The organism is Streptomyces macrolidinus (assembly GCF_023887685.1).
GTDB lineage: Bacteria > Actinomycetota > Actinomycetes > Streptomycetales > Streptomycetaceae > Streptomyces > Streptomyces macrolidinus.
The window spans coordinates 52,892-71,612 of record NZ_JAMWMR010000008.1; the positions used below are offsets into that span (position 1 = coordinate 52,892).

Annotated in this window: 18 protein-coding genes and 1 pseudogene; 12 read left to right on the forward strand and 7 right to left on the reverse strand. The window is 69.9% G+C overall.

From position 1 onward, the window contains the following. The first annotated feature begins 33 nt into the window (after nucleotides 1-33). Entirely contained in the window at nucleotides 34-1,263 is a 1,230-nt protein-coding gene (locus NGF19_RS12130; RefSeq protein WP_252424810.1) for a cytochrome P450, read from the forward strand. Between the two features lie 73 nt (nucleotides 1,264-1,336). Further along, nucleotides 1,337-2,548 carry a cytochrome P450 gene (locus NGF19_RS12135; protein ID WP_252424811.1) on the forward strand — a complete coding sequence of 404 codons (1,212 nt, stop codon included), beginning with the start codon at nucleotides 1,337-1,339 and terminating at the stop codon, nucleotides 2,546-2,548. A 118-nt stretch (nucleotides 2,549-2,666) separates the two neighbouring features. Here the strand turns inward: NGF19_RS12135 and NGF19_RS12140 are convergent, their stop codons facing one another. Beyond that, nucleotides 2,667-3,317 carry a 2OG-Fe(II) oxygenase gene (locus NGF19_RS12140; protein ID WP_252424812.1) on the reverse strand — a complete coding sequence of 217 codons (651 nt, stop codon included), beginning with the start codon at nucleotides 3,315-3,317 and terminating at the stop codon, nucleotides 2,667-2,669. 772 nt (nucleotides 3,318-4,089) lie between these two features. On the opposite strand from NGF19_RS12140, the gene NGF19_RS12145 reads away from it, so the two are divergent. Both NGF19_RS12145 and NGF19_RS12155 read left to right on the forward strand, forming a co-directional pair. After that, nucleotides 4,090-5,274 carry a glycosyltransferase gene (locus NGF19_RS12145; protein ID WP_308288475.1) on the forward strand — a complete coding sequence of 395 codons (1,185 nt, stop codon included), beginning with the start codon at nucleotides 4,090-4,092 and terminating at the stop codon, nucleotides 5,272-5,274. 833 nt (nucleotides 5,275-6,107) lie between these two features. Beyond that, the gene (locus tag NGF19_RS12155; RefSeq protein ID WP_252424993.1) at nucleotides 6,108-6,458 is read left to right on the forward strand and encodes a hypothetical protein; all 351 of its coding nucleotides are present in this window, start codon (nucleotides 6,108-6,110) and stop codon (nucleotides 6,456-6,458) included. Nucleotides 6,459-6,686: 228 nt separating this feature from the next. Here the strand turns inward: NGF19_RS12155 and NGF19_RS12160 are convergent, their stop codons facing one another. After that, the gene (locus NGF19_RS12160; protein ID WP_252424994.1) at nucleotides 6,687-6,854 is read right to left on the reverse strand and encodes a hypothetical protein; all 168 of its coding nucleotides are present in this window, start codon (nucleotides 6,852-6,854) and stop codon (nucleotides 6,687-6,689) included. 14 nt (nucleotides 6,855-6,868) lie between these two features. Here NGF19_RS12160 and NGF19_RS12165 point away from each other — a divergent pair. Together NGF19_RS12165 and NGF19_RS12170 are read left to right on the forward strand one after the other, a co-directional pair. Continuing rightward, nucleotides 6,869-7,048: pseudogene (locus NGF19_RS12165) on the forward strand (cytochrome P450); the annotation flags it as partial. 56 nt (nucleotides 7,049-7,104) lie between these two features. Continuing rightward, the gene (locus NGF19_RS12170) at nucleotides 7,105-7,899 is read left to right on the forward strand and encodes an inositol monophosphatase family protein (protein WP_252424813.1); all 795 of its coding nucleotides are present in this window, start codon (nucleotides 7,105-7,107) and stop codon (nucleotides 7,897-7,899) included. 43 nt (nucleotides 7,900-7,942) lie between these two features. Here NGF19_RS12170 and NGF19_RS12175 read toward each other — a convergent pair whose 3' ends face one another. Continuing rightward, nucleotides 7,943-8,599 carry a hypothetical protein gene (locus NGF19_RS12175; protein WP_252424814.1) on the reverse strand — a complete coding sequence of 219 codons (657 nt, stop codon included), beginning with the start codon at nucleotides 8,597-8,599 and terminating at the stop codon, nucleotides 7,943-7,945. Further along, the gene (locus tag NGF19_RS12180) at nucleotides 8,596-9,504 is read right to left on the reverse strand and encodes an ABC transporter ATP-binding protein (RefSeq protein WP_308288477.1); all 909 of its coding nucleotides are present in this window, start codon (nucleotides 9,502-9,504) and stop codon (nucleotides 8,596-8,598) included. The genes NGF19_RS12175 and NGF19_RS12180 overlap by 4 nt, the downstream gene beginning before the upstream one ends. 191 nt (nucleotides 9,505-9,695) lie before the next feature. Between NGF19_RS12180 and NGF19_RS12185 the strand changes: the two genes are divergently transcribed. Beyond that, nucleotides 9,696-10,814, forward strand: coding sequence for a serine hydrolase domain-containing protein (locus tag NGF19_RS12185; protein ID WP_252424817.1), 1,119 nt, complete (start codon nucleotides 9,696-9,698; stop codon nucleotides 10,812-10,814). 62 nt (nucleotides 10,815-10,876) lie between these two features. On the opposite strand, the gene NGF19_RS12190 is transcribed toward NGF19_RS12185, so the two are convergent. Further along, nucleotides 10,877-11,680 carry an SAM-dependent methyltransferase gene (locus NGF19_RS12190; RefSeq protein WP_252424819.1) on the reverse strand — a complete coding sequence of 268 codons (804 nt, stop codon included), beginning with the start codon at nucleotides 11,678-11,680 and terminating at the stop codon, nucleotides 10,877-10,879. A gap of 391 nt (nucleotides 11,681-12,071) precedes the next feature. Between NGF19_RS12190 and NGF19_RS12195 the strand changes: the two genes are divergently transcribed. The 3 genes from NGF19_RS12195 to NGF19_RS12205 all read left to right on the forward strand — a co-directional run bounded on the left by NGF19_RS12195 (nucleotide 12,072) and on the right by NGF19_RS12205 (nucleotide 14,478). Further along, on the forward strand, nucleotides 12,072-12,224 hold the full coding sequence (locus NGF19_RS12195) for a hypothetical protein (RefSeq protein WP_252424821.1): 153 nt from the start codon (nucleotides 12,072-12,074) through the stop codon (nucleotides 12,222-12,224). Between the two features lie 100 nt (nucleotides 12,225-12,324). Continuing rightward, the gene (locus NGF19_RS12200; RefSeq protein WP_252424823.1) at nucleotides 12,325-13,101 is read left to right on the forward strand and encodes a hypothetical protein; all 777 of its coding nucleotides are present in this window, start codon (nucleotides 12,325-12,327) and stop codon (nucleotides 13,099-13,101) included. 135 nt (nucleotides 13,102-13,236) lie between these two features. Then, nucleotides 13,237-14,478 carry a serine hydrolase domain-containing protein gene (locus NGF19_RS12205; RefSeq protein WP_252424825.1) on the forward strand — a complete coding sequence of 414 codons (1,242 nt, stop codon included), beginning with the start codon at nucleotides 13,237-13,239 and terminating at the stop codon, nucleotides 14,476-14,478. Nucleotides 14,479-14,491: 13 nt separating this feature from the next. On the opposite strand, the gene NGF19_RS12210 is transcribed toward NGF19_RS12205, so the two are convergent. Together NGF19_RS12210 and NGF19_RS12215 are read right to left on the reverse strand one after the other, a co-directional pair. Next, on the reverse strand, nucleotides 14,492-15,871 hold the full coding sequence (locus tag NGF19_RS12210) for an MFS transporter (protein WP_252424827.1): 1,380 nt from the start codon (nucleotides 15,869-15,871) through the stop codon (nucleotides 14,492-14,494). Then, nucleotides 15,868-16,446 (reverse strand): TetR/AcrR family transcriptional regulator, encoded by a 579-nt coding sequence (locus tag NGF19_RS12215; protein ID WP_252424829.1) that lies wholly within the window; start codon nucleotides 16,444-16,446, stop codon nucleotides 15,868-15,870. The genes NGF19_RS12210 and NGF19_RS12215 overlap by 4 nt, the downstream gene beginning before the upstream one ends. A 179-nt stretch (nucleotides 16,447-16,625) precedes the next feature. Here NGF19_RS12215 and NGF19_RS12220 point away from each other — a divergent pair, with 179 nt between their 5' ends. Next, nucleotides 16,626-17,792: a serine hydrolase domain-containing protein gene (locus NGF19_RS12220; protein WP_252424832.1), complete on the forward strand. Its 1,167-nt coding sequence runs from the start codon at nucleotides 16,626-16,628 to the stop codon at nucleotides 17,790-17,792. Nucleotides 17,793-17,900: 108 nt separating this feature from the next. After that, complete coding sequence (locus NGF19_RS12225; protein WP_252424835.1) at nucleotides 17,901-18,584, forward strand: hypothetical protein; 684 nt, start codon at nucleotides 17,901-17,903, stop codon at nucleotides 18,582-18,584. The last annotated feature ends 137 nt before the right edge of the window (nucleotides 18,585-18,721 follow it).

The following is an 18,721-nucleotide window of genomic DNA, read 5'->3' on the forward strand; positions in this document are numbered from 1 at the left end:
TGAGCGGCGAGGCCCCTTCGGAAGGGAGCGAGTATGAGCCCACAGCACCCCAGCGCGTCGGCGTCCGGCCCCGAGGCCGAGGCGGACGTCCTGGACTTCCCGCTCCCGCCGCCGGGCACCATGGGACCGCCCGAGAAGTGCGCCCAGTTGCGCGCGAGTTGCCCCATGGCCCGGGTCAGGCTGCCGATGGACGCGACGGCCTGGTACGCCACCCGGTACGAGGACGTACGCGCGCTGCTCGCCGACCCGCGGCTCATCAGGCCCACCATCAACGACTGGCCGCCCCGCCTCGGACAGGCCGTCGACGAGGGGCCACGTCTGATCACGATGGCGGAACTGGAAGGCCCCCGGCACGCCGTGCTGCGCAAGGCCATCGCCCCCGCGTTCAGCTCTGGAGCCGTCCGCGACCATGTGCCGCGCATCCGAGCGATCGCCGATCGGTTGCTGGCGGAGTTCGAGGCGGGCGGACCCCCCGGCGACCTGGTGGCCGGGTTCACCGATCCGTTCCCGCTGCTCGTACTGTGCGACCTGGTGGGCATCCCCGCCGAGGACCGGGAGTGGTTCCTTCCGGTCCTGGACGCGGCGCTCGGCGGCATGGTGACCGCCGAGGAAGGGCAGCGGGTCACGGGCCAACTACGGTCGTACGTAGCCGACTTGATCGCACAGAAGCGCAACAGGCCCGGCGACGACGTCCTGACGCGGCTGGTCCGCCAGTGCGCGGACGGGCCGCTGACCGAGGACGAGGTGATGGCCTTCGGGCTGTCCATGCTCACGGTCGGCTTCGGCATCAGCAGCTTCTTCCTGGCCGACACCGTGCACACCCTGCTCCAACGCCCGGACCGCTGGGCGCGGTTGCGCGACCATCGCGACCTCCTGCCCGGCGCGGTGGAGGAACTCCTGCGTTACATGCCGGTGATGAACGGCACCGTGCTGCTGCTGGCCACCGAGGACATCGAGGCGGGCGGGCGGACCCTGCGCAAGGGCGACGCCGTCATCCCCGTACTGGCCTCCGCCAACCGCGACACGGACGTGTTCGCCGACGCCGCTCACTTCGACCCGGACCGCGCGGACAACCCCCACCTCAGCTTCGGTCGGGGCACCCACAACTGCGTCGGCGCCCACCTGGCACGCGCCGAACTCACCGTGGGACTGGGGACGTTGTTCGACCGGTTCCCCGGTCTGCGTCCGGCGGACGGCCAAGAGCCCGCCTGGGACGACGAATCCGTCACCAAGTCGCCACTGACCCTCCCGGTCAGTTGGTGAACCGGCCCCACGTACACCGACGGACGGTTGAGCCGTCCGCCACGGTTGCCCACGACCACGGGGAGGTCCACCCGTGAACACCACACCCGAACCTGTCGTCGACGACCCCGTCATCGACATGCCGCTCCCGCCGCCGGGCACCATGGGGCCGCCCGAGGAGTACGGCCGACTGCGCGCCAAGTGCCCGCTGGCCAGGGTGCGGCTGCCGATCGGCGCCACCGCCTGGTACGCCACCCGGTACGAGGACGTCAAGGAACTGGTCGCCGACTCCCGGCTGGTCAGGCCGAGCATCACCGACTGGCCGCCCCGCCCCGGCCACGCCCCCGGCGACGAGCCGGGCCTGATCACCATGATGGAACTGGAGGGCCCCGAACACGCCGCCCTGCGCAGGGCCTTGAGCGAGCCGTTCAGCGTCCGCTCCATCCGGAACCGCCTGCCGCAGATCCGGCGCGCGGCCGACCGACTGCTCGATCCGTTCGTCAGCGGTGATCAACCCGGCGATCTGGTCGTCCGGTTCATCGAGCCGTTCCCCGTCATGGTGATGTGCGATCTGGTGGGCATCCCCTACGAGGACAGCGAGTACTTCCTGCCCAAGGCGGACGCCGCGCTCGGCGCCATCCTCACGCTGCAGGAGGGCCGCGAGGCCACCGCCCAACTGCGCGAGTACATCGTCGCGTTGCTGGACCGCAAGCGGCGCGAACCCGGCGACGACATGCTCACCCACCTCGTCCGCGCACGCGAGCAGGGCGCGGTGGACGAGGAGAGCGCGGTGAGCTTCGGGCTCTCCATGCTGGTCGCCGGCTATCGCACGAGCACCATGTTCCTGGCCGACGCCGTCCTCACCTTGCTGAGCCGGCCCGGCGCGTACGCCCACCTGCGCGACCACCGCCAGCTCCTGCCCGGCGCGGTGGAGGAACTCCTGCGCTACATCCCGGTGATGAACGGCGTGGTGGTCCTCCAGGCCGTCGAGGACATCGAGTTGCACGGCCGCACGATCCACGCGGGCGACGCCGTACTGCCCGTCCTGGCCTCGGCCAACCGCGACGGAGACGTGTTCGCCGACGGCGACGGGCTCGACCTGTGCCGCACCGACAACCCGCATCTCACCTTCGGCCGCGGGGCACACAACTGCATCGGCTCCCATCTGGCACGGGCCCAGATGACCGTGTGCCTGGAGGCACTGTTCGACCGCCTCCCGGAGCTGCGCCTGGCCGAGGGCCACGACCCCATCTGGGAGGACGAGTCCCCGAGCAAGTCCCCGCTCACGCTGCCCGTCAACTGGTGACCGGCGTCAACTGGTGACCGGCACCCTCCACGCACCGCGGATATCCTGCGCCCCATGACGACCAACTCGCTCACCTCGTGCGAGGCCTTCACCACTCAAAGACCCACGGACCGACGTCTCAACTCGCGGCATCCCTGGAGGACGGCAGCTTGGGTCGGCGGCACAGCCAGCCGTTGACGGCGAAGCGGCTGTCCTCGGGTCGTCCGCTCGGGCAGATGACCTTGCGGACTTCGTGCCAGACGGTGGGCCGGAAGAAGACGATGCTGTCGTGCTCGGGTTCCCAGTCCCGCCACGTGCGGTCCCCCCAGGTAGCGGTCTTCTCCGGGGTCAGCGGCACAGGCACATCGAACACACGAAGTTCGCCTCCCTGGAAGGGGCGTGGCGTGCCGTGCAGGTAGTAGACGAAGGTAAGCAGACGATCGGTGCACGCGACGCCATCGTTGTCCTGGTGCGCCCGGTAGAAGTCGCCGTCGTTGTGCATGTTGAGGCAGTAGCTGGGCTCGGTGTCGTGACAGGAGACGTCGAGCATGTGCTCGACGGCCTCCCGTACCTCGTTGATGGCCTCCAGCAGTTCCGGCGCGGCGAACCAACACGAGCGGGAACGGCGCACGTCCGGGATCACTTTGTCGCCGTCGATCGTGGAAGGCGTCATAGCGCCGTTGGCCGCCGCGACGGCCCGCTCCAGCAGAGCGGCGGAAGCCTGCTTCCCCAGGAAGTCGGTGATGCGGCAGACCGTCACCGGAAGCAGCCAGACCGCGTTCGTGGACACGCGCGACGGCTGCTCAGCTGTTTCGGATGCTGCCGTCATGGAGTCCTGCAATGTCATCGTTTCCTGCCTTCGTGATCGAGACGGACAAGCCGCCCCCCGGGGTGCCCCCCTGCAGAGCGCGAATGCTGTTTCGTCTGAGCCCCTCAAAGAGGGCGACGGAGCGGTTGGTTGGTGTGGCCGATGCTCAACGACAAGCGCACAGGTCCGGAGTGCCCCCTCCGCCAGAGGGAACACAGTCGTCTGCCTCAGCCCATGAGTCGCGTGATCGACAACGACAGATCTAAGGGCCATCAAGGCGTCGAACGGCGTGATGACGTGGCCAGGAGTCACCCTCTGTGGGGTCAGGTTTCACTGAATAGCAGTACATCCAGGACCTGTTGTGCTCCCGAGGCGGATCGTCGCTAGGATCGCCTCCGTCGGTCGATGACCTTGACGAGGCGGAGTTGAGACGGTCGGCAGAAGCCATCAGGTCCCAGCCGGGGTTTCGCTTCCGCCGTGCCGCCGACCGATGGCGGCTCAGCGAGGAGATCCTCCGACGTGTGGACGAAGGCACAAGCCGCCGGTGTGCACCGAACGGCCGTGGCCGGCCATTGACAGACGGCGTGTCCAGGGCCGAACGCGCGGATGGCGTCGCACGGATGGGTGAGAGCCCGCGCCCAGTTCTTCTGTCCGTTCCAGAGCGTCCCTAGCCTGCTCCGCAGCCTACTGCCCCGGCCGTCTCACGCGCCGGACACCTACCGCACCGCCTGCTGCGCCGGGCCTTGGAGTCGACGTGTCATCACCTCTTCGTATCGCCACACCAGGCAAGCTCCCCATCGCGTCGGATCTCCCGGATGCCCTCGGCGGCACCCGGTGCGAGCGACGGCCGTCGGTATGCCTGTGCATGATCGTCAAGAACGAGGCAGCCGTTATCGAACGCTGCCTCGACTCGGTCAGGGAACTCATCGACACCTGGGTGATCTCGGACACCGGCTCCAGCGACGGTACCCAGGACCTGATCCGTAAGGCTCTGGACGGCATCCCCGGGGAACTCGTCGAGGAGCCCTGGCGAGACTTCGGCCACAACCGCACCCTCAACATCCAGCACGCCCAGGGCAAGGCCGACTACCTGCTCCTCGTAGACGCCGACATGGTCGTCGAGGCCGACGGCGTGCTGCCGCCTCTGGACGCGGACGCCTACATGTTGCGCCACGCCGGCGAGACGGAGTACCGCATCAAGCGCCTGGTGCGCGGCGACATCCGCTGGCGCTACGAGGGTGTCACCCACGAATACCTCACCGCCGACCGGGACCACCGCACCGAGGACCTGGACACACTCGTCATCGTCCACCACGCCGACGGCGGCTCGCGTGCCGACAAGTTCACCCGCGACGCCCGCCTCCTTATGGCCGACCTCCAACGCGACCCGCACAACTCCCGCACGGTCTTCTACCTTGCCCAGACCATGCGCGACCTCGGCGAAACGGCCAAGGCCATCGAACTGTACGAACGCCGTACCACGATGGGCGGTTGGGAGGAGGAGATCTACTACAGCTTGTTCCAGTCCGGCGCCCTGCGCGCCGACCAGGGTGACTGGCCCACCGCCATGGACACTCTGCTGCGCGCCTGGGAAGCCCGCCCCCAGCGTCTCGAAGCCGCGTACGAACTCGTCACCCGCCTACGCCGGTTCGGCCGTCATCACACCGCCCACACCCTCGCCCGAGCCGGGCTCGACCGCCCCGTGCCCGGCGACTGGCTGTTCGTCCAGCCGTGGGTCTACGAGTGGGGCCTGCTGTTCGAGTACTCCATCACGGCCTACTGGACCGGGAACCACAGTGCCTCCATCGCAGCCTGCGACCAGCTCCTCGCTCTTGACGCGCTCCCCGACAGATATCGGCAGCAGACCCTCACCAACCGACGCTTCAGCCTCGGGTGTCTCCCCGCGCAGAACCACCGTAGGACCGCACACGCACACTGACGAATCGTCGTACCGGCTGACGATTGGTTCGATTTGTTGATCTATCTGCGTGTTTGGGTGGGTAGGAGGGGCGACCACGGGCCGGCACGTCAAGCTCGCTCTCGGACTCGGGGACCTGCCCGAAACGGATGATCGTAAGGAGCGCCTACATGAGTCCTGATCACAGGACGACGTCACTGTTCGGGCCGTTGGCCCGGGACAGGTGCAAGAAGACCGGGATGCTCGCCTCGCTCGCGCTGGCGATGGTTACCGGAGTCGTCTCCCCCGCTGTGGCGGCCGGCACGCCCGCGGATGCGGCCATGTCTTCTGGCAGTGGTGACAGATGCGACGAGCGCACCGTGCTTGACGGCCATCACAAGGACAAGGACAAGGGCAAGCACAAGGGCAAGCACAAGTGCAAGGGCGTCACGGGGCCGACGGGTCCGACGGGTCCGACGGGGCCGACGGGGCCCGCAGGTCCGACGGGCGCGACCGGAGCCACCGGCGCGACGGGGCCGACGGGTCCTGCGGGTGTGCCGGGAGAGCCTGGTGCTACGGGTGCTTCGGGTGCGACGGGGCCGACGGGTCCTGCGGGTGTGCCGGGTGTGCCGGGTGTGCCAGGACAGACCGGTGCTACGGGTGCTTCGGGTGCGACAGGTCCGACGGGACCGGAGGGTCCGCCCGGTGTGCCCGGAGAACAGGGCGTGCCTGGTCTGCCGGGAGTGCCCGGTGCTACGGGCGCTTCGGGTGCGACAGGTCCGACGGGGCCGACCGGGCCGACCGGGCCGCCTGGTTTCCCTGGTCTGCCTGGCATCCCGGGTGCGACAGGTCCGACAGGTCCGGCGGGCGCTGCCGTGTGCTCCGACATCGATGCCACGCAGCAACTGGGGAACTACGAACTCCGGTCCGCGGTGACCAACGGCGGTCAGACGTACGTGGGCATCCGCACCGACACCGGCGAGGCAACGGGTCCCTTCACATGGATCAACCTCACTTCCCACCCGGGCTACCCGGGGAGGGACGTCGTCTGTAGTGCGTCGATCAACGAGACCAACGCATTCACAGGACAGCCGCACCCGGTACACATCAACGTCCTCACCACCACCGGGCTGGTCTACGAGACCACATGCACCGCGGACCCGACCGGGCCTACGCTCACCTGCGACAACAACCCGTGGACCGAACTCGTCTCACCTACTCCGTAGGCTGAGCCGGACACGAGCGGACCGAACACACCTGAGCTGCCCACTTCACGATGTCCGGGCAGCTCAGGCCGTTCCGCCGCTGCTGATGCGGGAAACCTGCGTGAACGGGGGGTGCCGGGCGCCGAGAGGCGGTGGTGCCGGGCGGCCTGGCCGTCGCCGCGGCCGGGGCGCTCGTCCCCTCGCTCGCAAGCGGGACCGTCTTCGGCGCGCAGGGGCCGCCTGACGTCGTCACCGTCGCCGCACCGTGCCACGCCAACTCGGCGCATGCCGCCTGTGCGAGGAGTGCCCGCAGGCCAGGGTCCGGCTGCCGATCGGCGCCACCGCCTGGTACGTCACCCGGTACGAGAACGTCAAGGAACTGGTCGCCGACTCCCGGCTGGTCAGGTCGAGCATCATGCAACCCGCATCTCGCCTTCGGCCGCGGGGCGCACAACTGCATCGGCTCCCATCTGGCGCGGGCCCAGATGACCGTGTGCCTGGAGGCGCTGTTCGACCGCCTCCCGGAGCTGCGTCTGGCCGAGGGCCACGACCCCATCTGGGAGGACGAGTCCCCGAGCAAGTCCCCGCTCACGCTGCCCGTCAACTGGTGACCGGCGTCAACTAGCGTCCGGCCCCCCCTCCACGCACCGCGGATATCCTGCGTGCCATGACGGCCAACTCACTTGCGGCACTTGACGATTGCGAGGTCGCGACAGCAGCCGCGGAGGCGGGCGCGGCCGTGGTGCGCGCGCTGTACGGCGGGCGGCTGACCCGGTTCGACAAGGGCGGCGGGGACTTCGCCACCATCGCCGACGTGGACGCCGAGAAGGCGATCCTCGACGTCCTCCACACCGCCCGCCCCGCTGACGCCGTGCTCGGCGAGGAGCATGGACGTCAGGGTGCCGCCGAGGCCGCGCGCGAGTGGCTGGTGGATCCCCTGTGCGGCACGCTGAACTACGCGGTCGGCAGCATGCTGGTGGCGGTCAACGTGGCGTTGCGCGGCGGCGCGGCGGCGGTGGCCGACCCGTTCAGCGGCGAGACCTTCTTCACCGACGGCCGGTCGGCCCGCGTACGACAGGAGGGCATCGACACCCCGCTGACCCCCACGTCCGCCACCCACCTCGTGGACGTCAACCTGGACCCCCCGTTCCCGAGCGCGCCCCGCTTCCGGGCCGTGGACCTGCTGACCCGACCCGAGTTCGTCGAACGCTTCCGCCCGCGGGTGGTGTCCACGACACTGGCGCTGGCCTGGGTCGCCGCGGGCAAGCGCGCCGCGTACGTCACCGACGGCGGTGACCTGACCGGGAGTGTGCACTTCGCCGCGGGCATCGCCCTGTGCCGGGCCGCCGGTTGCGTGGTCACCGGCATCGACGGCTCCCCGCTCGGCCCCTCGGCCCGCGGCCTCGTCGCAGCCGCGGACCCCGAGACCCATCGCCTGCTGATGTCGATGATCCGCGACTGAGAGGTGGTGGTGCCCTGGCAACGCGCGTACAGCGACGCGGAGATCACCCCTTGCGGACGGCGATCGCCTGGGCGATGGCCATCGCTGCCGTCAGGAGGACTGCGGCGACGGCGAGTTGGAGGCTCGTGGACGCCAGGACCTCCGTCGAACTCGACGTGTTCAGCAGGCGGGTGAACATGATGTTGACCGGAGAGATGCCCTTGCCCACCAACGCGGCCAGCAGGAGCAGCAGGGCGAGCGCGAGAGCGTTGCCCTGCCTTCGGAACACCAGCCGGGAACAGACCAGCCCGATGGCCACCCCCGTGAACGCGCACGTGAGTTGGGCCTCGACTTCCAGGATCAGGTCGGGGAGGTGGGGTGTGCGGGGTCCGAACATCAGGCGCAGCAGCAGATCGCCCGCTGTCAGCAGCAGACACCCCATGAGGGCCGTTCCGACCGTCGCGAGCAGGACGCGCAGGTGGCTGCGGGCGCTGACGACGACGATCGAGCGGTGCGCGGGGTCCTCGAGTCCGGCCAGCGCCATGGTCAGCCAGGTCGCGCACAGCAGCATGGCCCCGGACACCGTGGCGTAGGTGGCCGGCAGCGGTCCGGTGTCGCTACTGGTCAGCACGGCCACCAGACCGAGGAACAGCAGCAGCGGCGCGAGGTAGCGCTGGGAGAGCAGCAGCACCGTGAACTGATAGCGGATCAGGGCGATCACCGGGTGTTCCTCCTCGCATCGGTCGACGAGACATCGGTCGACGGGACACCGGTCGACGGGACACCGGTCGACGAGACCGGCTCGTCCGTGGCTTCGGCCAGACTCTCCACCGACCACTGCTTCCGTAACGCGGTCAGCAGCACGGCATCCGACTGCCCCCGCGCCACGCGCAGGACGAGCGCCTCGCCGCGCCGGGCGGCGTCCACGACACCCGGCAGCGCGTACCAGTCCACCTCGGCCGGTGCGATGCCACTGGACGGCATCGTCAGTACGAGTTCGACCATCGAGGCGCGGTCCCTGGCGCGTCGGCCGCCGCGCCACGTGACTTGGCCGTCCGTGATGGCGTAGGCGCCGTCGGCGTGCTTCTTGGTGATCGCCTCACGGTGGTCGGTGAAGAGCACCGCCCCGCCCCGTGCGGCCACTTCGCCGATGAACTCGGCCAGGATCCCGTGGGCCGAGGCGTCCAGACCCGACCAGGGCTCGTCCAGGACCAGCAGGTCGGGCTGGACGAGCAGGGCCTGGGCGAGCGCCACCTTCTGCGTGTTGCCCTTCGACAGCGTGCGCAGCGGCGCGTTCCGTCCGCCCACCAGGGACAGCCGCTCCAACAGGTGGTCTCCCCGGGCGCGGGCGGCGGAGGCGGACATACCGCGGATGCGGCCCATGTGGGTGAGGTACGAGATCGCTGAGATCCGCTCGTGTGCGGTGAAGCGGTCCGGTACGTAACCGATGTGCGGTGGTCGGCCCGACACGGTCCCGGAGGTGGGCCGCGACAGCCCGACGAGGATCCTCAACAGGGTCGACTTCCCCGAGCCGTTGCCGCCCACGACCGCGAGCACCTGACCGGCCGAGACCCGCATGTCGACATCGCGGAGGATCCAACGGCCTCTGCCGTAACGCTTGCTGATCGCCTCGCACCGTAACAATGTGACCCCCCGTGTGTACGTACGGGCTCACGCTACTGGGCCGGGGACCTGGATCAGCGGTTCAGGGGTGTCTCAGGGTTCGGTCAGGGTGATCACCGATGGGCTACGGCGGCTGTGCGGCGGAGAGTTGATGGTGTCACCGAAGCCCGTCAGCGCTGTCCCGGAGGACCTCTATGCGCAGCCGTCTCGCCGTCACCACCCTTGCCCTGGCCACTGCTCTCACCGTCGGCGCGGCGCTGCCCGCCACTGCTGCCGCCGCTCCTGCTGTGGGCGCCACGGTTTCGGCGAGCCCCACGGTCCAGGACATCCTCGACCACCTGCCGGACGACGTCGTGGCGAGCGCGCTGGTCAGACAGGACGGCGTGGGGGCCGCCGCCGGTCCGGTCACCCCGGACGCGTATGTGCGGATCGGCAGTACCACCAAGGTGTTCACCAACACGGTGGTGCTCCAACTCGTCGCGGAGCACCGGATCGATGTGGACGCACCGGCGCACCGTTACGTCCCCGGGCTGATGCCCGCGGCGTACGACGGTGTCACCGTGCGCCAGCTCCTCGACCACACGAGCGGTCTGCCGAAACCCGCCGCGACTCCCGGCCCGGCCGACGGCCCCGGATGGTGGCTCAAGTCCGTGACCCCCGAGGGCTTCCTGCGCGAATCGTTCGCCGCGGCTTCCGGAACGCCGCCCGAGCCCGGCCATGTGCAGCAGTACAACGGGCTCAACTCCTTCGTCCTCGGCCTGATCGTGGAACGGATCACTGGCCACACCTTCGCCCACGAACTGGAGCACCGGATCCTCCGGCCGCTGCGCCTGGACCACACCAGCCTGCCCGCTGCCGACGACCCGACGATTCCCTCGCCCCACGCGACGGTCCATGTGGACGGGGACGACGTGACCGAGCAGAGCCCCTACCCGTGGGTGGAGGGCGGCATGATCTCCACCGCCGCCGACCTGGACCGCTTCCTCATAGCGCTGTTCCAGGGCCGTCTGCTCCCACCCGCGCAGCAGAAGTTGGTGTTCGACGTGCCCACGGCGGACAGCGCCGACTCCAACTCGAACTGCTTCGACGGAACGGCCTGCTTCAGCGTGGGCGGACTGATGCGCTACCAGCTACCGAACGGCACCTGTGTATGGGGCAAGACAGGGTCCCGCCCCGGCTGGGACAACGGGTTCTTCGCCACCCGTGACCTCAGGCACCGCGTGGTGTACTCCCTGAACCCGACGGGTACGGGCTCCGACTTCCCGTACATCAAGGCGATCACGGAGAGCGCGCTCACTGACCGAGATGACTGAGTGGGTGACCGGCCACTGGGCCGACTTCAAGTGCCGTCGGAGTCGGCCCGTGCGCGCGTCTCTCAGGCCTTGAAGCCCACCGCTCCGACGGCATGGCCCTGATCGAGGCCGACCTCCGGCGAGTCGGGGTCCGGGCGCCAGTCGGCGGACCTGACCAGGCCCGGCTCCACCAGTTGCAGATCATGGAAGAAGCTTCCGATGAACTCGGGGGACCGCAGGTGGTACGAGTTGGCGGACTGCGCGTTGTACGCCGCGATGGCGGTCTTCAGCTTCTCGCTGGTGTCGGTGCCGTCGCTCAGGGCCACGTAACTGCCCTTCGGCAGCGCCTCGATCAGTTCGGCGACGATCTGCTCGGGCTTCTCCTCGTCGGAGACCTGGCCGATGATGCCGAGCAGGATCAGGGCGACGGGCTGGTCGAAGTCCAGCGTGCGGGCCGCCTGGGCGAGGATCTTCTTCGGGTCGCGCACATCGGCGTCGAGGTAGGCGCACTCGCCCTCGGGGGTGCTGCGCAGCAACGCGTCGGCGTGGGCCAGGACGATGGGGTCGTTGTCCACGTAGACGACCTTGCTGTCGGGCGCGATGGACTGGGCGACCTCGTGGGTGTTGTTGGCGGTGGGCAGCCCGGTGCCGATGTCGAGGAACTGGCGGATCCCGGCCTCACCCGCCAGGAACCGTACCGATCGCACCAGGAAGCTCCGCTGCTGGCGCGCGATGGCCGCGATCTCGGGGAAGGTGTGGAGGATCGCGTCGCCGGTCTCGCTGTCCACGGGGTAGTGGTCCTTCCCGCCGAGCAGGTAGTTCCACACACGTGCCGAGTGGGGGCGATCCGTCTGAAGTCTGCTGTGCCAGTCGCTTCGATCAGTCATGGGTAGAGCATTGCATACAGCAATCAGCCAGTTGATCAACGCCTGTGGCTTGAAACGGTGTTGGGCTCAGGGCTCCTCCGGGGTTGCCGAACGCTTCGCTCCAACCTCTGGACGAGACGCCTCACTCGAATCTAAGTTCCGTCATCGGCAGTGGTCTTGCCGACGATCCGCAGGTCCGGCGTGAGCAACACCCTTCCTTGGCGGCGCGTTGCAACTCTCCACCTTCGCGGTGTGAGAGAGGCAGTAGAGAAGACCGGTGCCCCCGCGTCGCCCGACGGCGCGCTAGTGGTCTGCGGCTGGGCCGACCTGGACGCCACCACGCTCGTCGTGGAGGCCTCCGTACCGGCCTCGGAGACCACCTGGGGCGCCGTGCTGGACCGCGGGGAGCACCGTGCCCACGGAGACCGTCGCGGCGCCGCGCGCCGAGGCCGGGCCCGCCGACGCCACAGGGCCGTGGGACCTGCAGGGCTCAGCGCGCGTGACGCTCAACAGGGGGGAGTACTTCAAGACGAACCGGTGCCAGGAGTGGAAGAAGGTCGGCTGAGCGGCCGTGTTGCCCCGCACCTCGGTGGAGTCAGCCCCCTCGCCCGCGGCTCGCCGCACGCGATAGCGTCCTGCCACCGGAATGGGGGGGGAGAAGTTCGGTGGACCGTCGCTCGGGACCGTCTTCGTTCACGCCCGTCTTGCGGGTGCTCACCGGTCTGCTGGGTGCGGCGGCCTTCGGGGCGGGGGCGGTCGCGGTGTTCGTCAGCCAGAACGGCACCGGCACCGGGGTGCTGCTCGCCTTCGGTGGCATCCTGCTCGTGCTCGCGCTGCTCGGCAACCGCATCGAGAGCTTCGAGCTCGGCGGTGCCACGCTACGGCTCCGGGCAGCCGCGGCGGACCGGTTCGCCGAGGCCGAGGAGTCCGAACGCCGAGGGGACAGCGCCACGGCGAGTCGACTGCGCGCCGAGGCCCAGGCCCTGCTGGACGCCGCGGGTCCCATCGCGGCCGACTACCGCTCCGTACGCGGCTCGATGCGTTCCGGTCGCGAACGCACCCGCGCCATGCAGGAGGTCGTGTACCGGGCGCGTCAACTCTCGGAGGAGCAGACGTTCGAGCCGGCCGAAGTCCTGCGCTGGCTGCGGGAGGGAAGCGACGAAGAGCGCATCACCGCGCTGGCCATGATGCAGGCGAGCCGTGCGCTGCGGAACTTCGAGGCCGTGCTCGACGCCGTCCAGTACGCGCACAGCCCCTTCGAGCAGTACCACGCGATGCTGCTCGCCGGGCAGATGATCGAGGACCTGGACGAGACGGAGCTGCGGCGGTTGGCCGAGGTCATCAGGGCCCAGCAGGGGTTCCGCCTCCGCCGCGACACCGACCGATGGCGGCTCAGCGAGGACGTCCTCCGCCGCGCGGAGGAACGCATGGGTGCGCGGTGAACAGCGGCTGATGACGGCGATCACCGGAGCAGCGCGCTGGTTCTCGGGAGGCGGCAGAAGGCGCGCGCTCCTATCCTGACGACAGGAACCCCAGGCTCCGCTTCAGCGGCGGCCTCACCCCGTTGGAGTCGGCCCATGGCGCAAGCGCGGACGCGGTGGCGCGCGCGGGCCGCCCTGACCGGCGCCATGGCAGGGATACTCGCCCTCCCGCTCGCGAGCGGGACCGCGTTCGGGGCTCAGGGGCAGCCCGTCACCGCGACTGTCGCCGTACCGCCACCCAGTCCGCATGAGTTCCGCTCCCTCACTCCCGCCGTGACACGCCAACTCGACGGCGCCGTACGGCAGGTGATGCGAGAGGCGGACGTCCCCGGAGTGATCGTGGGGCTCCGGACACCCGACCGGGGGGAGTACGTACGGTCGTTCGGAGTCGCCGACCAGCACGGCGGCCGGAGGATGACGCCGGACCTGCGGATGCGCATCGGCAGCGAGACCAAGACGTTCACGGTGACTGCACTGCTGACCCTGGTCGACCAAGGCAAGGTGCGACTGGACGATCCGATCGGGACGTACGTCGAAGGCGTCCCCGACGGTGACACCCTCACCCTGCGCCAACTGGCAGAGATGCGCAGCGGGTTGTTCAACTACACCGACGACGCCGACTTCCGCCGGGCGTTGACGTCGGACCCGCAACAGGCCTTCACGCCACACCAGTTGCTCCGCTACTCCTTCACCCATCCCGTGCGCTTCCCACCGGGCCGGGAGTACGCCTACAGCAACACCAACATCGTCCTGCTCGGCCTGGTCGTCGAGAAGGTCAGTGGCCGTCCGCTCGGGGACTACCTCCGACGCGCCGTCCTGGCCCCGGCCGGGCTGAGCCACACGCTCTTCCCGACCGACGCCGCGTTCCCGGCTCCGCACGCGCGGGGTTATACGAACCAGAGCGCGAGCGGGAAGACCGTGGACGCGGCCGACTGGAACCCCTCCTGGGCCTGGGCGGCCGGGGCGATGATCTCCGATCTGCGGGACCTGCGCGTATGGGCGGCCACGGTGGCCACCGGTGAACTCCCCGACGGTACAAGGCTGCTCAGCCCGGCCGCCCAGCGGCAACGGCTCACCATGCTCGCGACCCCGGTCGAGCGCGTCGGCTACGGCCTCGGCCTCTTCGACGTTCAGGGCTGGATCGGGCACAACGGATCACTGCCGGGCTACGAGTCCCTGGCCGTTCATCTCCCGTCGGCGCACGCGACCCTCGTCGTCCTGCTGAACACGGACGTCTCCCGCGACGGCCTCCAGCCCAGTACCCGCATCGCCGAGGCGATCACCAGGATCGTGACACCGGGACACGTCTTCGACCTGCGGTCACCTCGGCGTCCGTAGGACGGCTCGTCCGCTACCCGCTGCTCCCGGATGCGGTGGCCAACTCCTCGCGAGCGGGCGTCCGTTGGGTGGGCAGCCGCAGGGCGAGAGGTGCGCCGAGCAGGCATACGCAGGCGAGTACCGCGAGCGTGGGCCCGGACGTCACCTCCGTGAACGTCATCAGTGTCCCGGCAGCGGCCACGCCCACCGTGGGGCCGACGTTCAGCGCGGTCTGCTGGAGTCCGCCCGCCACACCGGCCGAAGTGACGGGCACCTCCTGGACGACGACAGCGGTTGCCGTCACCATCACCGTGCCGAACCCCGCACCCACCAGAAGGAATCCGACCCCCGCCCACAGCTCTGAGAAGCCCTGCCCGAGCCGGGACAGTACGAGCACGCCCAGTGCGAGGAACGGTGTGGCCATCCCGGCGGTGCAGCGCGGACCGTAGCGGCGCATGAGGACCGCCGTCACGGGGGCGCCCAGCACCATCGCCACCGGCGCGGGCAGGGCCCAGAGCGCGGTGCGCAGTGGATCGAGGCCCAGCACGTCCTGGAGGACGTAACTGCTGACGAACAGCGTGCCCATCATGGTCGCCGACACGACCACCAGCAGTCCGAGCGCGGAACCGGCGGCCGGTCGGCCGAGTACGTCGGCGGGCAACAGCGGGCTCCTGGCGCGCCGTTCGTGCCGGACGAAGAGGCAGCCGATCGCCACCGCCCCGAGCAGTGCCACCGCCGGTACGGTCGGCCGACCGGAGTCCGCGACGGCGGTGAGCCCGTACACCAGGCACACCAGGGCCGCCGCGAGCAGCGAGGCGCCCGGCAGATCCAGCGACGGGCGCGTGGCCGGGGCGGCGGGCTCCGGTTCGCGTACGACGGCCGCCAGTACGCCCATCACCAGCGCGGGCACGACGTTGAGGAAGAAGACGGACCGCCAGCCGAACGGCGTGACCAACGCCCCGCCCACCAACGGTCCGGCCGCCGCGGCCACCCCGATCGCACTGGTGCGCAAGGCGATCGGCATCGCCAGCCGCTCCGGTGGATACGCGGCCCGCAACATGCCGAGCGTCGCCGGTTGCAGCAGAGCGCCGAACAGGCCCTGAAGTATGCGTAATCCGATCACCCAGCCGATGCCGGGAGCCACCCCGATCCCGGCGGAGGCGGCACCGAAGCCCACCATCCCCAGCGCGAACACACGCCGATGGCCGTAGCGGTCGCCGAGCCGCCCCGCGAACACCAACAGGCTTGCCACTGCGATGAGATAGGCGGTGCTCGTCCACTGCACCTGCGTCAGAGAGGCGTGCAGATCCAGTCTCAGGGCGGGCTGGGCGACGGCGAGGACCGTGCCGTCCAGGGCGACGAGGACCGCACCGATCACGCTGCTTGCGAGCGTCAGCCCGCGGTGCGCGGTCACCGGGTCTCCGGGCCGAGGTGGGCGTCCAGCGCGGCCCGGAGCAGGGGTGTGAAGTCGGTGGCGTCCGACATGAGTTGGAGGCTGCCCCAGGTCCACAACTGGGCCAGGCCGTGCAGGTTGGCGAGCAGAGAGCCCGCGACCAGCCGTGCGTCGGCGTTCGGCCTGGCTCGGCCCACCAGGTCCACGAGCAAAGAGAACAGTGGAAGGCTTGTGTTCCGTAGCCCCAAGTGTCCGCTGACGAGCAGATCATGACGAAACATCAGCTCGTGCATGCCGCGATGGGTGAGCGCGAAGTCCAGATAGGCGTGGCTCAGGGCGTCGAGCTGTTCTCGGGGACTCGCGGTGCCGTCGCCGACCGTCTCGGTCGCGCGTGCCGCGAGGTCGTCGAAGCCGCGGCGCGCGATGGCCGACAGCAGTTCGAGGTGGGTGGGGAAGTAGCGGCGGGGCGCCCCGTGCGAGACCCCCGCCCGCCGGGCGATCTCCCGCAGCGTCAACGCCTGCACTCCCTCGGCGGCCAGCAGGTCCACACCGGCATCGACGAGCCGGGCGCGCAGCCCTGTCTCAGCATCATTCATAGACACTGTCTACCAGTCGTGCGTAGACAGTGTCTACTATCGAACGTGTCGCCATGTCGGGCGAGTTGACGGGGCGCGGCTGGGGGTGCGGGCTCCGGGCCGTCTCGGGGTCGCTCCAGGGTTCAGGTGGGGGGAGTCCCGGATGTCCTCCCGCTCGGGGCGGAGCACGATCGTTGACCATGACGACGTACCTCTCCCGACGCGCCTTCACCGGCGCTTGCGCGGTCGGCGCCCTGACGCTCTCGGCCGGAACCGCCACCTCCGGAACCGCCGCCGCCCGAACGACCGGCGCGGGCGCACCCTCCGCGGACCCCGGCGGCTTACAGGCCGCGATCAGCGACCTCTCCAACCCCCAGGCGACCGCCGCTCAACTGCTGGTGCACGCGCAGGGCACCCGCTGGTACGGCACCGCGGGCACGGCCGATCTCGCCGAGGGCAGGACCGTGCGGATGACCGACCAGTTCCGCGCGGGCAGCGTGACGAAGGCGTTCGTGGCGACCGTCGTCCTGCAACTCTGGGCGGAGGGCCGGGTGGACCTCGACGCGCCCCTCTCCCACTGCCTCGCCGACCTCGCGCTGCCCGCCGCCTTCGGCCGCATCACGGTCGCCCAGTTGCTCGACCACACCAGCGGCCTGCCCGACCATCAGGGCCTGCCGGATCTCAGCACCCCGGAGGCGGTCCTGAAACACCGCTTCGACCGTTGGACGCCGGCGGCGCTGATCGAAACGCTGGAGGATGCCCCCCTCAAGTTCGAGCCCGGCACCGCGCAGGAGTACCGAGGCATCAACTACGTCCTGCTCGCCCTGCTGGTGGAGAAGCTGACCGGGCGTCGCTACGGAGAGGCGATCGCCTCGCGCGTCCTGCGCCCCCTGGGGCTGACCCGCACGTTGATCCCCGGCGCCGATCCACGCCTGCACGGCTCGCGCATACACGGCTATGTGCGGATGACGGACGGCAGCCTGCGCGATGCGACGGTCTACGACCAGTCCGCCTCCTGGGGCGAGGGAGAGCTGGTCACCACCGCGGCCGACCTCTTCCGCTTCCAGCAGGCCCTGTTCACCGGCGACCTGCTGTCGACGCCCGCGCAGGAGAAGCTCTTCACTCTGCCGCCGTCGACGGTCCGCATGCTGGACGGCAGCCCGGCCCGCTACAGCATGGGCTTGCAGGCGGCCACGGTGAACGGCACGACGTTCTGGGGCAAGAGCGGCGAGACCTACGGCTACCGCACCCGTATGTTCGCCACCCGCGACCTGTCCACCCGCTTCGTCCTCTCGTACACCCCGACCCCGCTGAACGCACCGGAGGACATGGTCAACCGCGTGGTCACGGCCCTTCTCGCGGTGTAGAGGCGTACTTGACGCGGCGCCCTCGGTGCGGCCATCGTCTTCTCCGGGACGGCGGCGCCGGGGCCAGGGGCGCAGAGGGGCCTGCTGCACAGCGAAGGAATGCGGGAGATGACCGACCGAGCAGCCGAGGCCGCGTTCACCGACCCGCTGACGCTCCGCGCCTGGCGGAGCGAGCGGCGGCGGATGCGGACGGAGATCGTTCTGTGCGCGCTGTGTTTCGTCGCCTATGTCGGACTGGCCGCGGTGCTGGAAGACCTGGGGATGCGCCGGTTCACCTTGGGCGTCGCCACGGTCCCGGTCGTCCTCGCCCTCATGCTCTGGGTCGTCCGGCTCGGCGTCCGCCGGGAGCAGCTCACCAGGATGCGCCGGGTGCTGCAGACCTACCCGTGGCGGGACCTGCCTCCGATCGGTGAGGCGCACCCCGCGGGCCAGGGGTACTTCAGGATGCCCGATCCGGACCGGCCGGAGAAGAGGGTCCAGGTCGCCTTCAGTTGCCTCGGGCGCGGTCGGCGCTGGAAGCGCGCGGTCACCGAGGTCCGGTCGACGGCCTCCGTGTACGCCGGCGACCCGCGTTTCGCCTGTGTGGTCTCAACTCCTGCCAAGCTGCTGACCGTACGTCCTCAGCACGAGGCCGCCCGCCATCCCCGCGTCCGGCCGGACGCCGTGAGCAAGGCGGCCTGGACGCTGGCCCTGACGGCCGGGATCACGGAGCCGCCGTCGAACGAGGAGAAGTTCATGAGGCTGCTGTACACGGTCCGGACGAGACGCGGAAGCAGGCCCCCGGGCCGGTGACCGGCCTGGCAACCCTCCGCACGCAGGCACCCCAACACGCGAGCGGCCCGGCAAGGCGCGGGCCGCTCGCGTGCGGTCGGTGTCACGGGCGAGCGGGGCGGTGAGGCGCGTAACACGCCTGCCGTCGCCTCGTCAGA